A 16961-nucleotide genomic window follows, 5' to 3' on the forward strand; every position below is an offset into this window, starting at 1 on the left:
TCCCCCGAGCGCTCCAGAACCCTTAGAGGTTTCCCATGACTGAAAACACCGCTCCCGTCGCTGCAAAGCCAATTCCTGTGACCGTGCTGACCGGCTATCTCGGCGCCGGCAAGACGACCTTGCTCAACCGCATCCTGTCGGAGAGCCACGGCAAGAAATACGCCGTGATCGTCAACGAATTCGGCGAAATCGGCATCGACAACGATCTGATCGTCGAGTCCGACGAAGAGATCTACGAGATGAACAACGGCTGCGTCTGCTGCACGGTTCGTGGCGACCTGATCCGTGTCGTCGAGGGTCTGATGCGCCGCCCGGGCCGCTTTGACGGCATTATCGTCGAGACGACGGGCCTGGCCGATCCGGTTCCTGTCGCCCAGACCTTCTTCATGGACGACGATGTTCGCGCAAAGACCGAACTCGACGCCGTCATCGCTCTGGTCGATGCCAAGCATCTGCCGCTGCGCCTCAAGGATTCCCGCGAGGCCGAAGACCAGATCGCGTTCGCCGACGTCGTTCTGATCAACAAGACCGATCTCGTGACGCCGGAAGAGCTGGCGATCGTCGAAGACGTGGTTCGCGCCATCAACCCGACTGCCCGTATCTACAACACCAGCCGTTCGGGGATCGATCTCGCCCGCGTGCTCGATCAGGGCGCCTTCAATCTGGAACGGGCGCTGGAAAACGATCCGCATTTCCTCGACCACGACCACGAAGACCATGTCTGCGGCCCCGATTGCGGTCACGACCATAGCCACGATCACCATGGGCATGACCATCACGCGCACGACCACGATCATCATGATCACGGGCACGATCACAAGCATCATGACCACGGCCATCATGCGCATCACGATGCGATGTCGCCGATCCACGATATCACGGTCAAATCGGTCTCCCTACGCGGCGGCGAGATGAACCCGGACCGCTTCTTCCCGTGGATCCAGAAGATCACCCAGGCGGAAGGTCCGAACATCCTGCGCCTCAAGGGCATCATCGCCTTCAAGGGCGACGAGGAGCGTTACGTCATCCAGGGCGTGCACATGATCGTCGAAGGCGATCACCAGCGTCCGTGGAAGGATGGCGAAAAGCGTGAAAGCCGCCTCGTCTTCATCGGCCGCGAGCTCGATTTCGACAAGATCCAGAAGAGCTTCATGGCTTGCCAGGCTGAGGTTGCTGTCGCCTGATGCCAACCGTTGCACCTCTTGATATCGACGGTCATGTCGTCGCGGCTCACTTTCTCGGCGACATCCCGATCTTTGCCACCGCAGCCGGCACCATTCACCGCCTTGACGGCGGTGAGAAGGTAACGGACGCGCATCACGGCCTGTTGACCTGCATCCGCGACCCCTTCAGCGCCACGCTTTTGAGTGGCGGCGAAGACGGCAGGGTGCAGCGCATCTCCCATGACGGCACCGTCAGCACGATTTCGGAAACGCCGCGCAAGTGGATCTCCGTCGTCGCCGGCGGGCCGCAGGGTGCTGTTGCATGGGCGCAAGGGAAATCGAGCTTCGTCAAGCTCTCCGACGGCACCGTCAAGGAAGTGAAGGAAGAGCGCAGCGTCGAAGCGATCGCTTTCGCGCCCAAGGGCCTGCGGATAGCGGCTGCACGCTATAACGGCGTATCGCTGCATTGGGTCGGCACCAACAGTCCGATGCAGGATCTCGACTGGAAAGGCGCCCATACCGGCGTCACCTTCTCTCCGGACGGCCGTTTCCTCGTCACCATGATGCAGGAAAACGCCTTGCACGGCTGGAAGCTCGACAGCAAGTCGGGCGAAAGCCGCCACATGCGGATGACCGGCTATCCGGCCAAGGTGAAATCGCTGTCCTGGTCGGTCAAGGGAAAGTGGCTCGCCTCTTCCGGCGCGCCGGCCGCGATCGTCTGGCCGTTTTCGGCGAAGGACGGCCCGATGGGCAAGGCACCGATGGAACTTGGCACGCGCGCCAATATCATGGTGACGCAGGTGGCGTTTCATCCACTGGAAGAAGTGCTCGCCATCGGCTTTATCGACGGTATGATCCTCGGCGTTCGCATTGCTGACGGCAAGGAAGCGCTGCTGCGCCGGCCCGGTAAGGGCGCCATCACCGGCATGAGCTGGAGCGCCAGCGGCAAGCTGCTGGCATTTTCCTCGGAAGCCGGCGACTGCGGCGTCATCGACATTTCCGGCTAAGCCGGCAGTCCAATTTGCAATGAAACATGCGGGGCCTGCCCCGCATGCTCGTCGCGCATCTCAAGGCGGAGCTTGGCGCTTACGCTGACGCGACAGCGCCGATAATCTCGGCGAGAAGGTCGTGCAACTCGTCACGGTAGCCGTTCCGGGCAGACGGACCGCTCTCCTTCGACGTCATCACCACGGTCATGTCGAGCGCCGGAACCACGTAGACCATTTGCCCGCCATACCCCCAGCCGAACTTCACATCCTGTCCGCCGATTTGGCGTAGAAACCAGCCGTAGCCATACCCGTCGCCGGAAAAGCGCGAGTTCGTGCGTGGCATCCAGGACTGGTCGATCCAGCTCTGAGAGACAACCTGCCGGCCACTCTTGGTTTTCCCGCCGTTGCGGTAGAGATCGCCGAATGCCAGCAGGGATGCCGCCGTCATCGCCATCTGGTTGCCGCCGAGATAGATGCCCTGCGGATCGCGCTCCCAGGCCCCGATGCGAAACCCGTCGACCGGCTCCAGCCATTCGCGCGCAAGCGCAAGCGTCGGCCGTTTGCCGACGCGGGTGAGGATGGCGGAGAGAAGATGCGTCGACGCCGTCGAATAAAGCATCTCACCGCCCGGCTCGCCGTCGAACGGTTCCGACAAGGCAAACCGCACCCAGTTGGAACTGGCCACCCAGCGCCCGTAATTCGGACCGGACATGCGAGACAGACCGGCCTGCATGGAGAGAAGATTGCCGATGGTGACCTCGGAGAGACGCGGATCCGCATCGCGCGGCAGATCGGCCTTCAGGATCGAGGCGATTTTCTGGTCCGGCCCCTCGAGCAGCTTGCGATCGATCGCAATGCCGACAAGGCAGGAGATGATCGATTTCGACGCCGACTTGATGTTGGTCGAGGCGTTGAGGCCACTGCCGTTGAACGCTTCCCTGGCAATCGTCTCGCCCTTGCGCGACACCATCACGACCTTCAACGGCTCGAGGTCAGCCGCCCGGCCGAGCACGGCCTTCAGCGTCCGCGGCGCCTGCGCCACGCCAGTCCCGCCGGTTTGCTGCGCAAAGGCGCGCATGGATGTGAGGACGAAAGGAGTGGCAAGAAGAGCTGTGCGGCGTGTGATCATGGATGCCAATCTAGGTCGAGAGCCGCACGCGACTATGGCCGAGCCCCGAGATTCACGCGAAGGTGACGGAGCGTGAAACCATTGCGCCACCCGTCGCCGGCCGGAAAACGAAAAACCCCGCCTCCTTTCCAGGAGACGGGGCAAATGGATATTTCGATGAGTGCAGCTCAGGCGAGCTTGCGCCCACTCGCAACGATCATGCCGGCTGCACCTTCGAGCCAACCGGCTTTCAGCTCCAGCGCCAGGAAGCGCGCACGGTCGCAGGGGCCGGGCATCACCAGATGCTGGGTCTTGCCACCGAAGAAGCCGAAGCGCTCGTAATAGGCGGCGTCACCGACCAGAAGCACGGCGCCATGGCCACGATCATGCGCCTGGCCGATCGCCGCACGCATCAGAGCCGCACCGATGCCCTTGCCCTCATGCGACGAGCAGACGGCAAGCGGTCCGAGCAGAAGCGCGTCGATGGCGTTGCCTTCTGGCGAAATGCCGGCCTCGATGTTCCACAAGCGCACCGTGCCGATGACGTGGCCGTCCTCGTCGCGCGCAACCAGCGCCAGGCCTTCGGCCGGCACGCGGTTCTGGCGGATCTTTTCGGACGACTTCAAGCGTCGGTCGGCGCCCATGGCGCGATCGAGCAGAGTTTCACGCGCCACCACGTCGGCCGGAGTTTCGGCAGTGATGGTGAATGTGGACGCGGGCGCAAACAGCGCACGGACAGAATCAAGAACAGTGGCCATCTTGGCCTCCCGCACTTAAAACCGTTTCAAACGGTATCGGACGATCATTGTGAATTTGCGGCTCCCGTCTGGAGGTCGGGAACCGCGAAAGTAGAAACGCTTGTAACGCCTTAGATGACGTAGGCCTTGAGCGGATCGAAGCCGTTGAACGCAACCGCCGAATAGGTGGTCGTGTAGGCGCCGGTACCCTCGATCAGAACTTCGTCGCCGATCGAAAGCGAGATCGGCAGCGGATACATGTTCTTCTCGTACATCACGTCGGCCGAATCGCAGGTCGGGCCGGCCAGAACGCAAGGCTCCATCGCGTCGCCGTCGCGCTCGGTGCGGATCGGGTAACGGATAGCCTCGTCCATGGTTTCGGCGAGACCACCGAACTTGCCGATGTCGAGGAAGACCCAACGGTGGTTGTCGTTGTCGGACTTCTTCGACACGAGAACGACTTCAGCCTTGATGACGCCTGCATTGCCGACCATGCCGCGACCCGGCTCGATGATCGTCTTCGGCAGGTTGTTGCCGAAATGCTTACGCAGCGAAGCAAAGATCGCCTGGCCGTATTCTTCTGCCTTCGGCACGTCGCGCAGATACTTGGTCGGGAAACCGCCGCCCATGTTGACCATCTGCAGAACGATACCCTGCTTTGCGAGTTGGCTGAACACGCGCTTGGCATCGGCCAGAGCCGCATCCCAGGCATCGACCTTCGTCATCTGCGAACCGACATGGAACGAGACGCCGTAGCTTTCGAGACCAAGCTGGTGTGCGTAGACGAGAACGTCGACGGCCATCTGCGGCACGCAGCCGAACTTGCGCGACAGCGGCCATTCGGCGCCTTCGCCATCGGTCAGCACGCGGCAGAACACCTTTGCACCGGGAGCTGCACGGGAAATCTTTTCGACTTCCTCATGGCTGTCGACGGCGTAGAGGCCAACGCCGAGCGCGAAAGCACGCGCAATGTCGCGTTCCTTCTTGATCGTGTTGCCGAACGAGATGCGCGATGCGTTTGCACCGGCATCAAGTGCCATCTGGATTTCGGCGACGGAGGCGCAGTCGAAGTTGGAACCCATCGAAGCAAGAAGCTTGAGGATTGCCGGCTCGGGATTGGCCTTCACGGCGTAGTAGATCGCGCTATCCGGCAGGGCATGGCGGAAGGCGTTGAAATTGTCGCGCACGACATCGAGATCGACCACGAGGTAGGGACCATCGGGACGCTGGGTCTTGATGAAGTCGAGGATGCGGGCAGTGGTCATGGTCAATCCCTTCCAAATCTCAAAGGCTCCGGCTTGCGAACCGGAGGACAAAGGACGGATGAACATGCGCCAGGATCCAGTCGGTGGAGACACCGGTTCCCTGACACGCTCAAACGCGCGGTAAGTGGATCAACGTTCTGCCAAGAACGAAAATCCGGCTTTGTCTGCCATGGATTGGAGGGAGGTCCCTACCGCACTTCCGGCAATGATGGTGTGCCTCTTCAGTAACCCCGGCTGTTGGAAAGCCGGGAGAGAACAAAAAGGCCCGCACCGTCGTTGCTTTAGATGTCCTCGCATTTCCCGGATGGCCGGAATAGCGACTGGAGGGGTTAGTTCCAGGTACCTTACCGATGACCTCACCAAATAGAGGGTCGGCGGACACCCACGGGCACGTGCGACTTTGGGCTGCACGGGAGATAAGAATATTCGCGGTCATAATCAAGCGGTATTTTGGGCCGGGGGGAAAATAATCAAAAGGCAGCCCGCGGTAGAATTTCCACGAGGGCACGCGCACGATTCGACTGGTGAAACAGGCCAGCGTTGGAGATACTGGATGCCGACGGTTGAGAAGCAGACCACACATGGATCACCGTCCTCAACGGTGATCTCACCTGAAATTCGGGAGCAGCTTCTGGAGCTGAAAAGCCCCGAGGCCCAGGCTCGGCTGGCAGCCGTGATCGCAAGCCTTGGTCCGGAAGAGGAACGTGAGATCCTCGAATGGATGGAGAGGGTTGCGGATTGGAATGAGGACGAGCCAGGCGGGACGCGGCAAGAATGAAACGAGGCGACATCGTCACCGTTTCCATCTCCGGCGACTACGGGAAGCCGCGCCCGGCCATCGTGATCCAGACGAACGATTTGTCCGATACCTGTCCTTCGGTCGTCGTCTGCCCGATGACATCGACACGTCTTGATCTCGACTTCGGCATCCTTGTCGAACCCGATCCGGAAAATGGCCTGCGGCATCCGTCACAGGTCATGACGTACAAGTTCATCGGCGTCGCTTGCTTGAAATTGACAGCAGATCGGCGCCGTCAGCCAGAAAGACATGCGTCGGCTCAGCACAGCGCTTGTATTTCTGCTTGCCCTGGCGGAGACAGAAGACTTCTGAGATCGGGAGCACCCTTCGCCCATGGACACACTCACCCGCATGCGCGCCTTCATCGACGTGGTCGAGGCCGAGGGCTTTTCGGCCGCCGCACGCCGCACCGGCCGTTCCAAGGCGCTGCTGTCGAAATATGTCCGCGAACTGGAAGACGATCTCGGCGCGCTTCTTCTCAACCGGACCACCCGCCAGTTCTCGATGACGGAGGCGGGCCATACCTATTATCGCACGGCTGCCGATATCCTGAAGGAGATCGACAATCTTGCCGACCTCGTGCGCGAGAACAATGCCGATCTCAAGGGCCGCCTGCGGATCTCCGTGCCGCGCACCTTCATCGATGCGGATGTCGGCCAGTCGTTCATCGATTTCGCCAAGGCGCATCCGGACGTCCAGCTGGAAATCGTCGCCGATGACCGGTTTGTCGACCTGATCGAGGAAAATTTCGACCTGGCGATCCGAATCACCCGGCTGGAGGATTCCGGCCTGATCGCCAAGAAGCTCGCCGATTTCCGGGTCCATGCGGTGGCAACGCCCGATGTCGTGGCGCAATACGGGCCCCTTACGCATCCGCAGCAGCTGAACAAGGTGCCGTTCATTATCGACACCAATTCGCGCTGGCACAACAATATCCGCTTCGTCGATCCTGATGGCTCGATGATTTCGGTCGCGGTCTCCGGCCCGATCGAGGTCAACAGTCCGCAGGCAACCTTGCGCGCGGCCCGCGCCGGTCTCGGCGTCGCGATCATCCCCGACTTCGTCGCCATGGCCTCGATCCAGTCGGGCGAACTCGTCAATCTGTTCGACGAATACATCACCCGTGAACGCGGCATCTATGCGGTCTATCCGCATCGCCGCTACCTTCCGGCCAAGGTGCGAAGCTTCGTGGATTTCCTCGCCAACTGGTTCCGCCAACCGCGCTGACCTGTAATTCTATAACGTCGAAGTCGAAATTCCGTCCCATTTCGGGGCCAGACCACAGCTTGCGGACGGACGAACGACACCCCTTTTGATTTGGCGCAGGTCCGGACGCAATGCCGCTGCGCAACTATGCTGGACCTGCTCGGATATGCGAAACAGACTTGCGACAATTCTGACGGCAGCGGCTCTGGCTGCACCCCTGACCGTTCCCGCACCGGCTCTTGCCCATCCGCATATCTTCGCCGAGGCGCGGCTGGAAATTGTCGCAGGCGCCGATGGCACCGTGCAGGAACTGCGCAATGTCTGGCGCTTCGATGAAGTGTTCTCCTCGAGCGTCATCCTCGATTTCGACAAGAACGGCGATCTCAAGCTCGATCCGCATGAACTCGCCGAACTCGGCGAAACCATCCGCACCTCGCTTGCCGACTACCACTACTTCTCCACCGTGACGCTGGATGGCGCACAGATCGGCATCCAGAAGCCGGACGTCTTTCATACCACGTTGCAGGACAAGCAGTTGATGCTGATCTTTGCGGTGAAGCCTGAAAAGCCGGTCCCTCTCAAGGGCAAGCTCACCTTCGGCATCTACGACCCCACCATGTACACGGCGATCGACTTCCCCACCGACAAGGATCTGGTGCTGAAGGGTGCGGGCTTCGAAAAGTGCCAGCACAAGGTCGTACGGCCCGATCCAGACGATGTGATTTCGCAAAACAGCGCTTCGCTCACCGATGCCTTCTTCAACGATCCGACGGGGACCGACATGACAAAGCTCTTTGCCACCCGCATGGAAGTGACATGCTGAGGAAAGCGTCGACCGGCCTGCTGTTTGCCGCTCTCGCGGCTACGCTGGTCGCCACCGCCGCCCACGCCCAGTCGCCGCTCGGCGTCGGTGCAGCGGAACCCTCTTTCTCGGTGGGCGGCCCGCTCGCCCCCTTCTTCCAGTGGATCAACGCCTACCAGCAGGGCTTCTACCGCTCTCTGACCGGCGCACTGCGGGCGATGCGCGAGGATCCGTCTGCGCTTGTCGGCCTGATCGGCCTGTCTTTTGCCTATGGCGTCTTCCACGCCGCCGGCCCCGGCCACGGCAAGGCGGTGATTTCCTCCTACATGATCGCCAACGAAGTCGAACTGCGCCGCGGCGTCACGATCTCCTTCATCTCCGCGCTTTTGCAGGGCCTGGTGGCGATCCTCGTGGTCGGCGCTGCCTTCGTCTTGCTCCGCGGCACCGGCATCACCATGACCCAGGCCACCTGGACCATGGAGGTTGCAAGCTTTGCCATGGTCTCCCTGTTCGGCGCCTGGCTTTTGGTCAAGAAGATCCGGGCACTCCGCATGCGGGTCGTGCGCGCTCCAGACCGCGGCCGGACAGCGGCAGCGGCGACTTCAGCCGGCGGATCGACCGCCATGCTGTTCGACGGCTCTTCCAACGGACGACGCGCGACCGGTCTCAAATTCCAGGCAGTCGAGATCGACGACCACGCATTTCAGGGAGACAGCGACACCTGCGAGGCCTGCGGCATCAGCCACATGCCGGACCCGTCGACGCTTGGCGCCCGCAACTTCAACCTCAAGGAAGCCTGGTCGGCGATCATTGCCGTCGGACTTCGCCCCTGCTCCGGCGCCATCCTCGTCATGAGCTTCTCGCTTCTGAATGGCCTCTATCTCGGCGGCGTGCTGTCTGTCCTCGCCATGTCGATCGGCACGGCGATCACGGTGACGATCCTTGCAACGCTTGCCGTCGGCGCCAAGGATATCGCGCTGAAATTCGCAGGCCCCGGCTCGCGCAGCGGACGACGCATCGGCCATGCGATCGAGATCGGCGGCGCCCTGTTCATCCTGCTGATCGGCCTTTCCCTGCTCGGCGCCTCGCTGCAGGGCTGAACGCTCAACCCGGCTGCGGCATCGCCTTGATGAAATCGATGAAGGTGCGCAGCGGAGCCGGCACCAGCCGTCGCCCGGGATAGTAGAGAAACGGCCCTGAAAATGAGGGCCACCACGGCTCGAGCACCTGCTCCAGCGCACCACTGTCAAAATGCGGCCTCAGCCAGTCCTCGAACAGCGCCACGATACCGGTGCCGGCGATTGCCGCGTCCACACCGAGATCGGACCCGCCTCCAGCCTGCACGATCAGCTGCGCCGGTGGATCCACCACCACCTCCTCGCCATCGCGTTCGAACTCCCAGGGCGTCACCGGACGGTCCCTGAACCGGCTCCTGATGCAGGAATGCGCCAAAAGATCCCGTGGATGGTCCGGCCGGCCGCGCGCGGCAAGATAGGCTGGCGACGCAGCGAGTGCGAAACGCTGCACGCGCGGACCGATCGGCACGGCGATCATGTCCTGCTCCAGCCGCTCGTCATAGCGGATACCGGCGTCGCAGCCGGCGGCGATGATATCGACGAAACTCTCGTCGGTCATGATCTCGAGACGGATATCCGGATAGGCCGCCAGAAACGCCGGCACGATCTGCGGCAGGACGATCCGCGCCGCACTGGCCGGCACGTTCAGCGTCAGCAGCCCCGCCGGCCGTCCCCGAAACCCGGCAGCCATGTCGAGCGCCGCTTCCATTTCCGACAGCGCCGGCCCCAGCCGGTCGAGCAGTGCCCTCCCCGCTTCCGTCGGGGTGACGCTACGGGTCGTGCGGTTGAGAAGCCGAACCCCGATCTTCTCTTCCAGACGCCGGACTGCGTCGCTCAATCCCGAAGCGCTGCCCCCGGTCAGCCGGGCCGCATCGCGAAACCCTTTGGTCCTCGCCACCGCGACGAATGCGCCGAGATCACCCGCATCATATTTCATTGTCCGCCCTGCCGTACAGCCCGTCCGAATTGTAACCGGTTATCGCGCGGCCTGGATAGCCCTATCTCCGTCTCACCGATAGGGAGTAAAACCATGACCAATCTTGAAAAAGCCGGCACCTTTAAACTCGGCGAACGCCACGTAAAACGTCTCGGCTACGGCGCCATGCAGCTTGCCGGCAAGGGCGTGTTCGGCCCACCGAAGGACCGCGCGGAAGCCGTTGCGGTGCTGCGCGAAGCCATCGAAGCCGGCGTCGACCATATCGACACAAGCGACTTCTACGGTCCGCATATTACGAACGAGATCATCCGCGAAGCGCTGCATCCCTATGGCGACGATCTCGTTATCGTCACCAAGGTCGGCGCCCTCAGAGGCGACGACGCATCGTGGAACCCGGCCTTTTCGAAAAAAGCACTCACGAAGGCCGTCCACGATAACCTCAGGAATCTCGGTCTCGATGCGATGGAGGTGGTCAACCTGCGTTCCATGCTGGATGTCCACGGCCCGGCCGAAGGCTCGCTGGAAGAACCGCTGACGGTCCTTGCCGAACTCCAGCACGAGGGCCTTATCAAGCATATCGGCCTGTCGAACGTGACGCGAAAGCAGGTCGAGGATGGCCGCAAGATCACCGAGATCGTCTGCGTCCAGAACCAGTACAATCTCGCGCACCGCGACGACGATGACCTTATCGATCATCTGGCGGCAGAAGGCACGGCCTACGTCCCCTTCTTCCCACTCGGCGGCTTCTCGCCCCTGCAATCCTCGACGCTGTCGGATGTCGCAGCAAGGCTCGACGCAACGCCGATGCAGGTGGCACTGGCCTGGCTGCTGAAGCGCTCGCCGAACATCCTGCTGATCCCGGGCACGTCGTCGCGCGGACACCTGCGCGAAAACCTCGCCGTCGCCGATATCGAACTGTCGGCGGATGTGATGGCGGAGCTGGAAGCGATCGGCGCCAAGCCGGCTTAAGGGCGAGCGGCTAGCTCTCCACGCTCATCCCTGTGCAAAGCGCAGGGATGAAGACGTTTTCGGGCTTCCGCCCGACCCTATCTCACGATTACTTCCGCCGCTGATGCCGGGCTCGCAGCCAGAAGATCAGGAAGAAGCCGAGAACCAGCAGCGCGCCGACGAAAAACGCCAGCAGCGGCGAGTAATTGCCGATCCACAACACGATGGTCGGCATGAGATAGATGACCAGCGCCGCGCCGAAGAGAATGGCGGCAGCCGCGATCGCCTGTGATTTCGCTTCTGGCGTCATGTGGTTTTCCCGCCGGCAAATTCGGCCCTGAGATCTTCCAGCCGCTTTTTCTGCCGGCCGTCTTCATCGAAATTATCGAGCGAGAGCCAGGCCTCGAACCCGGCCTTGATCACCGGCCACTCGCTGTCGATCATCGAAAACCAGGCCGTATCGCGGTTGGCACCGCGCGAGATGATGTGCTGCCGGAACACGCCTTCGAAGGTAAAGCCGTAACGCAGCGCGGTCACCTTGGAAGGCTCGTTCTCGTTGTGGCATTTCCATTCGTAGCGACGATAATCCAGCGTCTCGAACACGTGGCGAGCCATCAGGTAATGCAGCTCTGTCGACATCGGCGACCGCTTCATGGCAAGCCCATGCGCCACGGACCCCACCTCGATCACACCGTTCTTCGGGTCCGGCCGCATATAGCTCGCCATGCCGACAACGGCGCCGGAGGCGTTTTCGCGCGCGACCAGCGTCACGAAGCCAAGGTTCGCATTCACATTGTCCAGCCACGCGCCAAACTCTTCGGCGGTCGAATATTGATCGTTCGGAAAATAGCGGATCAGCTCGTTGATCCCCTCGGCACCCCCAAGTGCATCCCAAAGATCAGCCAGATGCTTCTCCCGGTCATAGGGTTCGAGCGTCAAGAACCGTCCGGCCAGCGTGACGGGTGTCGGAGCGGCAACTTTGTAATTGGCGAGATCGCGCATTCGGGCGGTTCCAGCAAGCTGCGCAAGGGCTGCCTCGCAACCCCTGCAGATGAGGCCTCAAGGCTTAGGCCAGCGCCTGTCGAAAGGCAACCGGCCGAAGCTGATCGATGGAGCTCACAGCTGCGCTTCGATGGCGGCCTTGTCGACAATCGACCAGACCTGCACGATCTTGCCGTCGCGGAACCGATAAAAGACGTTTTCACTAAACGACACCCGGCGCCCATTGACCGGAAGCCCCAGAAACTCGGCCCGAGGCGAACACTCGAACAGCAACCGGCTGACCACATGCGGCGGATCGACGACCAGCAGATCAATGCTGAAGCGGAGGTCGGGAATATCGCTGAAATTCCCGACGAGCATGTCGCGGTAGCCGGACAGCCCGAGCGGCCGGTCGTTGTGGATGACATCGTCATCCACAAACTGCCCGAGCCGCTCCCAGTCCTGCCGGTTCAGGCAATGGATGTAATCGCGGTAGATGTCACCGAGATCGTTACCCATGTTCTCGCCCTTTAAGCGGGCACTTTTGCCGCGGTGACCGTCGCATCGATATGCTCGAGCAAAGCATCGGGCAGGCCCAGGCGTCCCGCGAGAAGATCGAGGTAACCACGCTCTGCCCGTGTATCGGGATCGATCGTCATGCGGGTCGCGGTGTAAAGCTCCACCTTCTGCTCCTCGGTACGGGCAGCGGCGACCAGATCGTCGATATCGACAGGGTTGGCAAGCTCGTCGCGGATAAAGGCTTCCGCCTCGTCGCCGAGATCGACCTCATGCACCTTGTTCATGATGTTGGCCCGCTCGGCCGCATCGATATGGCCGTCCGCCTTGGCGGCAGCGATCATGGCGCGCACCAGGGTCAGGGCGAAATCGTTGGTAAGCTCAGGTGACTGAAGCGAAAACGGGCTGTCCGGCGGCGGCAGCGCAATCGGCTCGGCAGCAGACGGCGTCGGCTGAATCGCTGCCTGCGGCGACTGCCCGGACTTGTAGTTCTTGTAGGCGAGATACCCGAGACCCGCGACGGCTGCGATGCCACCCACGGTCACCACATTGCCGGCAATCTTGCGGCCGGTCTTGGTGCCGAGAAGTGCTGCGGCAATGCCGGCAGACTTCAACGGATTGTTCTTCGCCATATCGCCGAACTGCCCAGCCCGGCCCTTCACGCTTCCCGAAAGACCGGGAACCTGCGAACCCAGGAACTGGTCAAGAAGCTTCTTCGCGTCGAACATCCGTATCTCCTACTGTTGAATTCGAACCCGGAGATAGGAACGGCAGCCCAGGAAAACAATTTTCCCGCGCCGCCGATAACGAAAATGTCAGAACGGATTTAAGCCCTGAGCGCGAACGCCTCGGAGGCAAGCTTGGTGATGGCGGCCCAGTCGCCGGCTGCGACGAGTTCCTTCGGGGCTACCCAGGAACCGCCGACGCAGATGACGTTGGGGAGCGACAGGTAATCGTTGGCATTCTTCAGCGAAATGCCGCCGGTCGGGCAAAACAGCGTGCCTGCGAGTGGCGATGACAGGGCCTTCAGATAGGCGGCACCACCGGCCTGTTCGGCAGGAAAGAACTTCATCACGTTGTAACCGGCTTCCCGGAGCGTCATCAGTTCGCTGGCAGTCGCTGCACCCGGCAAAAGCGGAACCGGCGAATCCTTGGCGGCCGACAGCACGCCCGGAGAAACGCCCGGCGACACGATAAAGGTGGAGCCCGCCTTCACGGCGGCTTCCCAGTCTTTCGCGTTGAGGATCGTGCCGGCTCCGACATTGGCGCCTTCGACTTCGGCTGCAACCGCCTTCACGGCGTCGAGTGCTGCCGGCGTGCGCATGGTGATCTCGATCGCCCGGAGCCCGCCGGCGACCAGCGCCCGCGCAAGCCCGACAGCAGACTTCGCATCGTCAACGATCAGCACCGGAACGACGGGCTGCAATTTCAGGATGGTCAGCAGCTTTTCAGTCTTGCTTGGGTTCTGGCCCGGATTCTGTTCAGCCATGAAGAACACTCCCTAAAACGATTGAAATCCCTTGCCCGGAAATAACGGTCGATCACGTCATTGTCGAGGACAAATCCCCCGATCGACGCAACCTATCGCCCCTTGCGTGCTTCTCTTGAGGACCCGGCCGAAGCACCGCTTTACCATGCTCTTGCCGATACTCTTGCCCTTGTGCATCTTTGCGCTACGGTACATCTCAACAACCAAGACGGGACCTATGGGACAGGAAATCGAGCGCAAGTATCTGGTCAAGAACGATGCCTGGCGGCACGAGATCGCATCCTCCTCGCGGTTCCTTCAGGCCTATATCGCCGTGGCCGACGATCGCTCGGTTCGCGTCCGTATCATGGATGACGAGAAGGCCAAGCTGACCATCAAGATCGGCTCGGAGATGTTCTCGCGCTCGGAGTTCGAATACGAAATCCCGCTGGCCGATGCCAAGGACATGGCTGAGGGTGCGACCGGCATCGTGCTCGACAAGACCCGCTTCAATGTCGAGCATCAGGGCTATACCTGGGAAGTCGATGTCTACGCAGGCGTCTACAAGGGGCTCGTCGTCGCGGAAGTGGAACTTGAAAACGAAACCGATCAGCCGCCGATACCGGACTGGATCGGCGACGACGTCACCGGCGATCGCCGCTATTCCAATGCCGTCATGGCCAACCAGGATCTGAGCAGGGAGCTTCTCGATGGCCTACCACCTGCGACCCGATAAGCCGTTTACCGTCGAGTTTGTCGCGGTTGCCGAGCAGCAGCTGTCGAAGGCGGTCCGCTATCTCGCCGACAAGCCCGATGGGGCTCACACGGCGATCCACGATGCGCGCAAGCGTTTCAAGCGCGTGCGGGCGCTGTACCGCCTGATCCAGCCGGACGCCAAAGAGTTCAGAAGCCGCGAAAACAAGCGTATCGGCGACATGGCCCGCAGCCTCTCTGCCGTGCGCGATGCAACGGCACTTGTCGAAACGGTCGATTATCTCGCCGGTCAATCTACTCTGCCGGAAGAACAGGCAGCCCTTGCATTCGCCCGCGACGCGCTTTCCAAACGCCGCGACGAGATTGCCGAGAGCCAGGAAGACCTGCCCGCCCGCATGGCGACGGCGGTGATCATCTGTCACGAGGCAATCGACGCGCTGCACGGCCTGTCGCTGGACGACAAGCCGGAAAAGACCGCCCACCGGCTTGCCAAGGTCTGGAAGAAACAGCGCCTGCAGGCGCTGGCGGCGATCAAGGAATGCGAAGGCAACGCCCATGCCGAGGCATTCCACGAATTGCGCAAGAGCGGCCAGACCTACTGGATGCATCTTGCCCTCCTGCGCGACATCTGGCCGTCGGCGATGCGCGCCAAACAGGCCGAGGCGAAATCACTGGTCGATCTTTTAGGTCACGAGCACGATCTTTCCGTTCTCTCGGGCCTCGTCAACGAAAGCCCCGACCTTTTCGGCGACAGCGACACGCTGGCGCGGCTACTCGCCGCCATCATCGCCCGCCAGCAGGCGCTCCGGAAGGAAGCACTGCCGATCGCCCAATCGGTGTTTTCCGATAGTGCCGCCACCGAAAGCAGGATGATCGCGCTCCTCTGGAAACACGCGGCGTCGTGAAGACGACAGCGCCCAATCCATTGCGCAACAGCGCATCTGGTTGTATGGGACCGGCATGACCGAAAGCCACCTTCTCCCCCGCCCCGAAGCCACGGGCGCATTTCTCGTTGCCGCGCTTTATCACTTTGCGCGGTTCGAACGATTTGGTGAGTTCCAGACGCCGCTGCAGGCCTTTTGCGACGCGCGCGGCATCAAGGGAACGCTGCTGATCGCCCGCGAAGGCATCAACGGTACGATTGCAGGCTCCGACACTGATATCGCCGAGCTTCTGACGTTTCTGCGCGCCCAGCCGGAATTTTCTGGCCTGGAGCACAAGGAAAGCCGCGCGTCGAAAATGCCCTTCGTGCGCATGAAGGTTAAGCTCAAGAAGGAAATCGTCACGATGGGGGTCGAGGATATCGATCCCAACAGAATCGTCGGCACCTATGTCGAGGCGAAGGACTGGAACGCGCTGATCTCGGATCCGGAGACCATCGTCATCGATACGCGCAACGATTACGAGACCGCGATCGGGATCTTCAAGGGCGCAGTCGACCCCAACACCAAGACGTTTCGCGAGTTTCCTGACTGGGTGAAGAACAATACCGGCCTGCACAACAAGCCGAAGATCGCCATGTACTGCACCGGCGGCATCCGCTGCGAAAAAGCGACGGCCTTCATGAAGCAGCAGGGTTTCGAGGACGTCTACCACCTGAAGGGCGGTATCCTGAAATACCTGGAACAGGTGCCGGAAGAAGAAAGCCTGTGGGAAGGCGCCTGTTTCGTGTTCGACGAGCGCGTCTCTGTCGAGCACGGCCTGAAGGAAGGCAACCACAAGCTCTGCCACGCCTGCCGCAATCCGATCACCGCCGAAGAGATCACCTCGCCCAAATATGAGGAAGGCGTCTCCTGCTCCCATTGCTACGACAGCCGCACCGAGGAAGACCGGTTGCGCTACCGTCAGCGGCAGCTCCAGATCGCCCTCGCCAAACAGCGCGGCGTCAAGCATATCGGTAGCTGAGCGTCCGCGAGAAGGATGGACTAGACTGAAAAACATCCTTTTTGTCTGCAGCCAGAACAAGCTGCGCAGCCCGACGGCCGAACAGGTTTTTGCAGAATGGCCCGGCATCGAGGTGTCGTCCGCCGGCACCAACAATAATGCCGAAAACCCTCTCTCAGCCGAATTGATCGAATGGGCCGACATCCTGTTCGTCATGGAACGGACCCACCGGGCAAAGATCCAGCAGAAATATCGCTCGCAGCTCAAAAGCAAGCGGCTGATCTGTCTCGATATCCCCGACGACTACGGGTTCATGGATGCGGGCCTGATTGCAATCCTGAAGACAAAGGTGCCGCGGCATCTTTAGC

The 16961-nt window shown here is 61.4% G+C and carries 20 protein-coding genes and 1 pseudogene; 12 read left to right on the plus strand and 9 right to left on the minus strand.

Features of this window, described 5'->3' with window-relative positions:
• Positions 1-35: 35 nt before the first annotated feature.
• Both ASG19_RS19180 and ASG19_RS19185 read left to right on the plus strand, forming a co-directional pair.
• Positions 36-1184, plus strand: coding sequence for a GTP-binding protein (locus tag ASG19_RS19180; protein ID WP_062461114.1), 1149 nt, complete (start codon positions 36-38; stop codon positions 1182-1184).
• Positions 1184-2170, plus strand: coding sequence for a WD40 repeat domain-containing protein (locus ASG19_RS19185; protein WP_062461116.1), 987 nt, complete (start codon positions 1184-1186; stop codon positions 2168-2170). The genes ASG19_RS19180 and ASG19_RS19185 overlap by 1 nt, the downstream gene beginning before the upstream one ends.
• A 79-nt stretch (positions 2171-2249) precedes the next feature.
• Here ASG19_RS19185 and ASG19_RS19190 read toward each other — a convergent pair whose 3' ends face one another.
• From ASG19_RS19190 to odc2, 3 genes are all read right to left on the minus strand, one after another.
• A complete protein-coding gene (locus ASG19_RS19190; protein ID WP_082476444.1) occupies positions 2250-3281 on the minus strand; it encodes a serine hydrolase in 1032 nt (343 codons plus the stop codon).
• Positions 3282-3448: 167 nt separating this feature from the next.
• On the minus strand, positions 3449-4018 hold the full coding sequence (locus tag ASG19_RS19195; protein ID WP_062461118.1) for an N-acetyltransferase: 570 nt from the start codon (positions 4016-4018) through the stop codon (positions 3449-3451).
• Between the two features lie 110 nt (positions 4019-4128).
• Positions 4129-5262, minus strand: a complete 1134-nt coding sequence (gene odc2 / locus ASG19_RS19200) for an ornithine/lysine decarboxylase (RefSeq protein ID WP_062461910.1) — start codon at positions 5260-5262, stop codon at positions 4129-4131.
• 553 nt (positions 5263-5815) lie between these two features.
• Here odc2 and ASG19_RS19205 point away from each other — a divergent pair.
• The 5 genes and pseudogenes from ASG19_RS19205 to ASG19_RS19220 all read left to right on the plus strand — a co-directional run bounded on the left by ASG19_RS19205 (position 5816) and on the right by ASG19_RS19220 (position 9169).
• Positions 5816-6040: a hypothetical protein gene (locus ASG19_RS19205; protein ID WP_062461120.1), complete on the plus strand. Its 225-nt coding sequence runs from the start codon at positions 5816-5818 to the stop codon at positions 6038-6040.
• Positions 6037-6195 (plus strand): annotated as a pseudogene (locus ASG19_RS24530) (type II toxin-antitoxin system PemK/MazF family toxin); the annotation flags it as partial. The gene ASG19_RS19205 and the pseudogene ASG19_RS24530, both read left to right, overlap by 4 nt.
• A gap of 199 nt (positions 6196-6394) precedes the next feature.
• Complete coding sequence (locus ASG19_RS19210; protein ID WP_062461123.1) at positions 6395-7288, plus strand: LysR family transcriptional regulator; 894 nt, start codon at positions 6395-6397, stop codon at positions 7286-7288.
• Between the two features lie 145 nt (positions 7289-7433).
• Entirely contained in the window at positions 7434-8090 is a 657-nt protein-coding gene (locus ASG19_RS19215) for a DUF1007 family protein (RefSeq protein ID WP_062461128.1), read from the plus strand.
• The gene (locus ASG19_RS19220; protein WP_062461130.1) at positions 8084-9169 is read left to right on the plus strand and encodes a nickel/cobalt transporter; all 1086 of its coding nucleotides are present in this window, start codon (positions 8084-8086) and stop codon (positions 9167-9169) included. The genes ASG19_RS19215 and ASG19_RS19220 overlap by 7 nt, the downstream gene beginning before the upstream one ends.
• Before the next feature lie 4 nt (positions 9170-9173).
• On the opposite strand, the gene ASG19_RS19225 is transcribed toward ASG19_RS19220, so the two are convergent.
• Positions 9174-10082, minus strand: a complete 909-nt coding sequence (locus tag ASG19_RS19225; RefSeq protein ID WP_062461133.1) for a LysR family transcriptional regulator — start codon at positions 10080-10082, stop codon at positions 9174-9176.
• Positions 10083-10175: 93 nt separating this feature from the next.
• Here ASG19_RS19225 and ASG19_RS19230 point away from each other — a divergent pair, with 93 nt between their 5' ends.
• Positions 10176-11051, plus strand: coding sequence for an aldo/keto reductase family oxidoreductase (locus ASG19_RS19230; RefSeq protein ID WP_062461136.1), 876 nt, complete (start codon positions 10176-10178; stop codon positions 11049-11051).
• Positions 11052-11139: 88 nt separating this feature from the next.
• On the opposite strand, the gene ASG19_RS19235 is transcribed toward ASG19_RS19230, so the two are convergent.
• From ASG19_RS19235 to ASG19_RS19255, 5 genes are all read right to left on the minus strand, one after another.
• The gene (locus ASG19_RS19235; RefSeq protein WP_062461139.1) at positions 11140-11340 is read right to left on the minus strand and encodes a hypothetical protein; all 201 of its coding nucleotides are present in this window, start codon (positions 11338-11340) and stop codon (positions 11140-11142) included.
• Positions 11337-12032 (minus strand): GNAT family protein, encoded by a 696-nt coding sequence (locus ASG19_RS19240; protein ID WP_062461142.1) that lies wholly within the window; start codon positions 12030-12032, stop codon positions 11337-11339. The genes ASG19_RS19235 and ASG19_RS19240 overlap by 4 nt, the downstream gene beginning before the upstream one ends.
• A gap of 114 nt (positions 12033-12146) precedes the next feature.
• Complete coding sequence (locus ASG19_RS19245) at positions 12147-12530, minus strand: ester cyclase (protein ID WP_062461145.1); 384 nt, start codon at positions 12528-12530, stop codon at positions 12147-12149.
• An 11-nt stretch (positions 12531-12541) separates the two neighbouring features.
• The gene (locus ASG19_RS19250) at positions 12542-13255 is read right to left on the minus strand and encodes a tellurite resistance TerB family protein (RefSeq protein WP_062461148.1); all 714 of its coding nucleotides are present in this window, start codon (positions 13253-13255) and stop codon (positions 12542-12544) included.
• A gap of 98 nt (positions 13256-13353) precedes the next feature.
• Positions 13354-14016: a 2-dehydro-3-deoxy-phosphogluconate aldolase gene (locus tag ASG19_RS19255; protein ID WP_062461151.1), complete on the minus strand. Its 663-nt coding sequence runs from the start codon at positions 14014-14016 to the stop codon at positions 13354-13356.
• A 217-nt stretch (positions 14017-14233) separates the two neighbouring features.
• Between ASG19_RS19255 and ASG19_RS19260 the strand changes: the two genes are divergently transcribed.
• Genes ASG19_RS19260 through ASG19_RS19275 form a run of 4 tightly spaced genes read left to right on the plus strand, consistent with a single transcriptional unit; the run spans position 14234 to position 16960 of the window.
• Positions 14234-14731, plus strand: a complete 498-nt coding sequence (locus tag ASG19_RS19260) for a CYTH domain-containing protein (protein WP_062461154.1) — start codon at positions 14234-14236, stop codon at positions 14729-14731.
• A complete protein-coding gene (locus tag ASG19_RS19265) occupies positions 14706-15614 on the plus strand; it encodes a CHAD domain-containing protein (protein WP_062461157.1) in 909 nt (302 codons plus the stop codon). Before ASG19_RS19260 ends, ASG19_RS19265 begins: the two co-directional genes overlap by 26 nt.
• 55 nt (positions 15615-15669) lie before the next feature.
• Positions 15670-16614, plus strand: a complete 945-nt coding sequence (locus ASG19_RS19270; protein WP_062461160.1) for a rhodanese-related sulfurtransferase — start codon at positions 15670-15672, stop codon at positions 16612-16614.
• A 25-nt stretch (positions 16615-16639) separates the two neighbouring features.
• The gene (locus ASG19_RS19275; RefSeq protein ID WP_062461912.1) at positions 16640-16960 is read left to right on the plus strand and encodes a low molecular weight protein tyrosine phosphatase family protein; all 321 of its coding nucleotides are present in this window, start codon (positions 16640-16642) and stop codon (positions 16958-16960) included.
• Position 16961 lies beyond the last annotated feature (1 nt).

This window comes from Rhizobium sp. Leaf306 (assembly GCF_001423425.1).
Classification (GTDB): domain Bacteria; phylum Pseudomonadota; class Alphaproteobacteria; order Rhizobiales; family Rhizobiaceae; genus Neorhizobium; species Neorhizobium soli.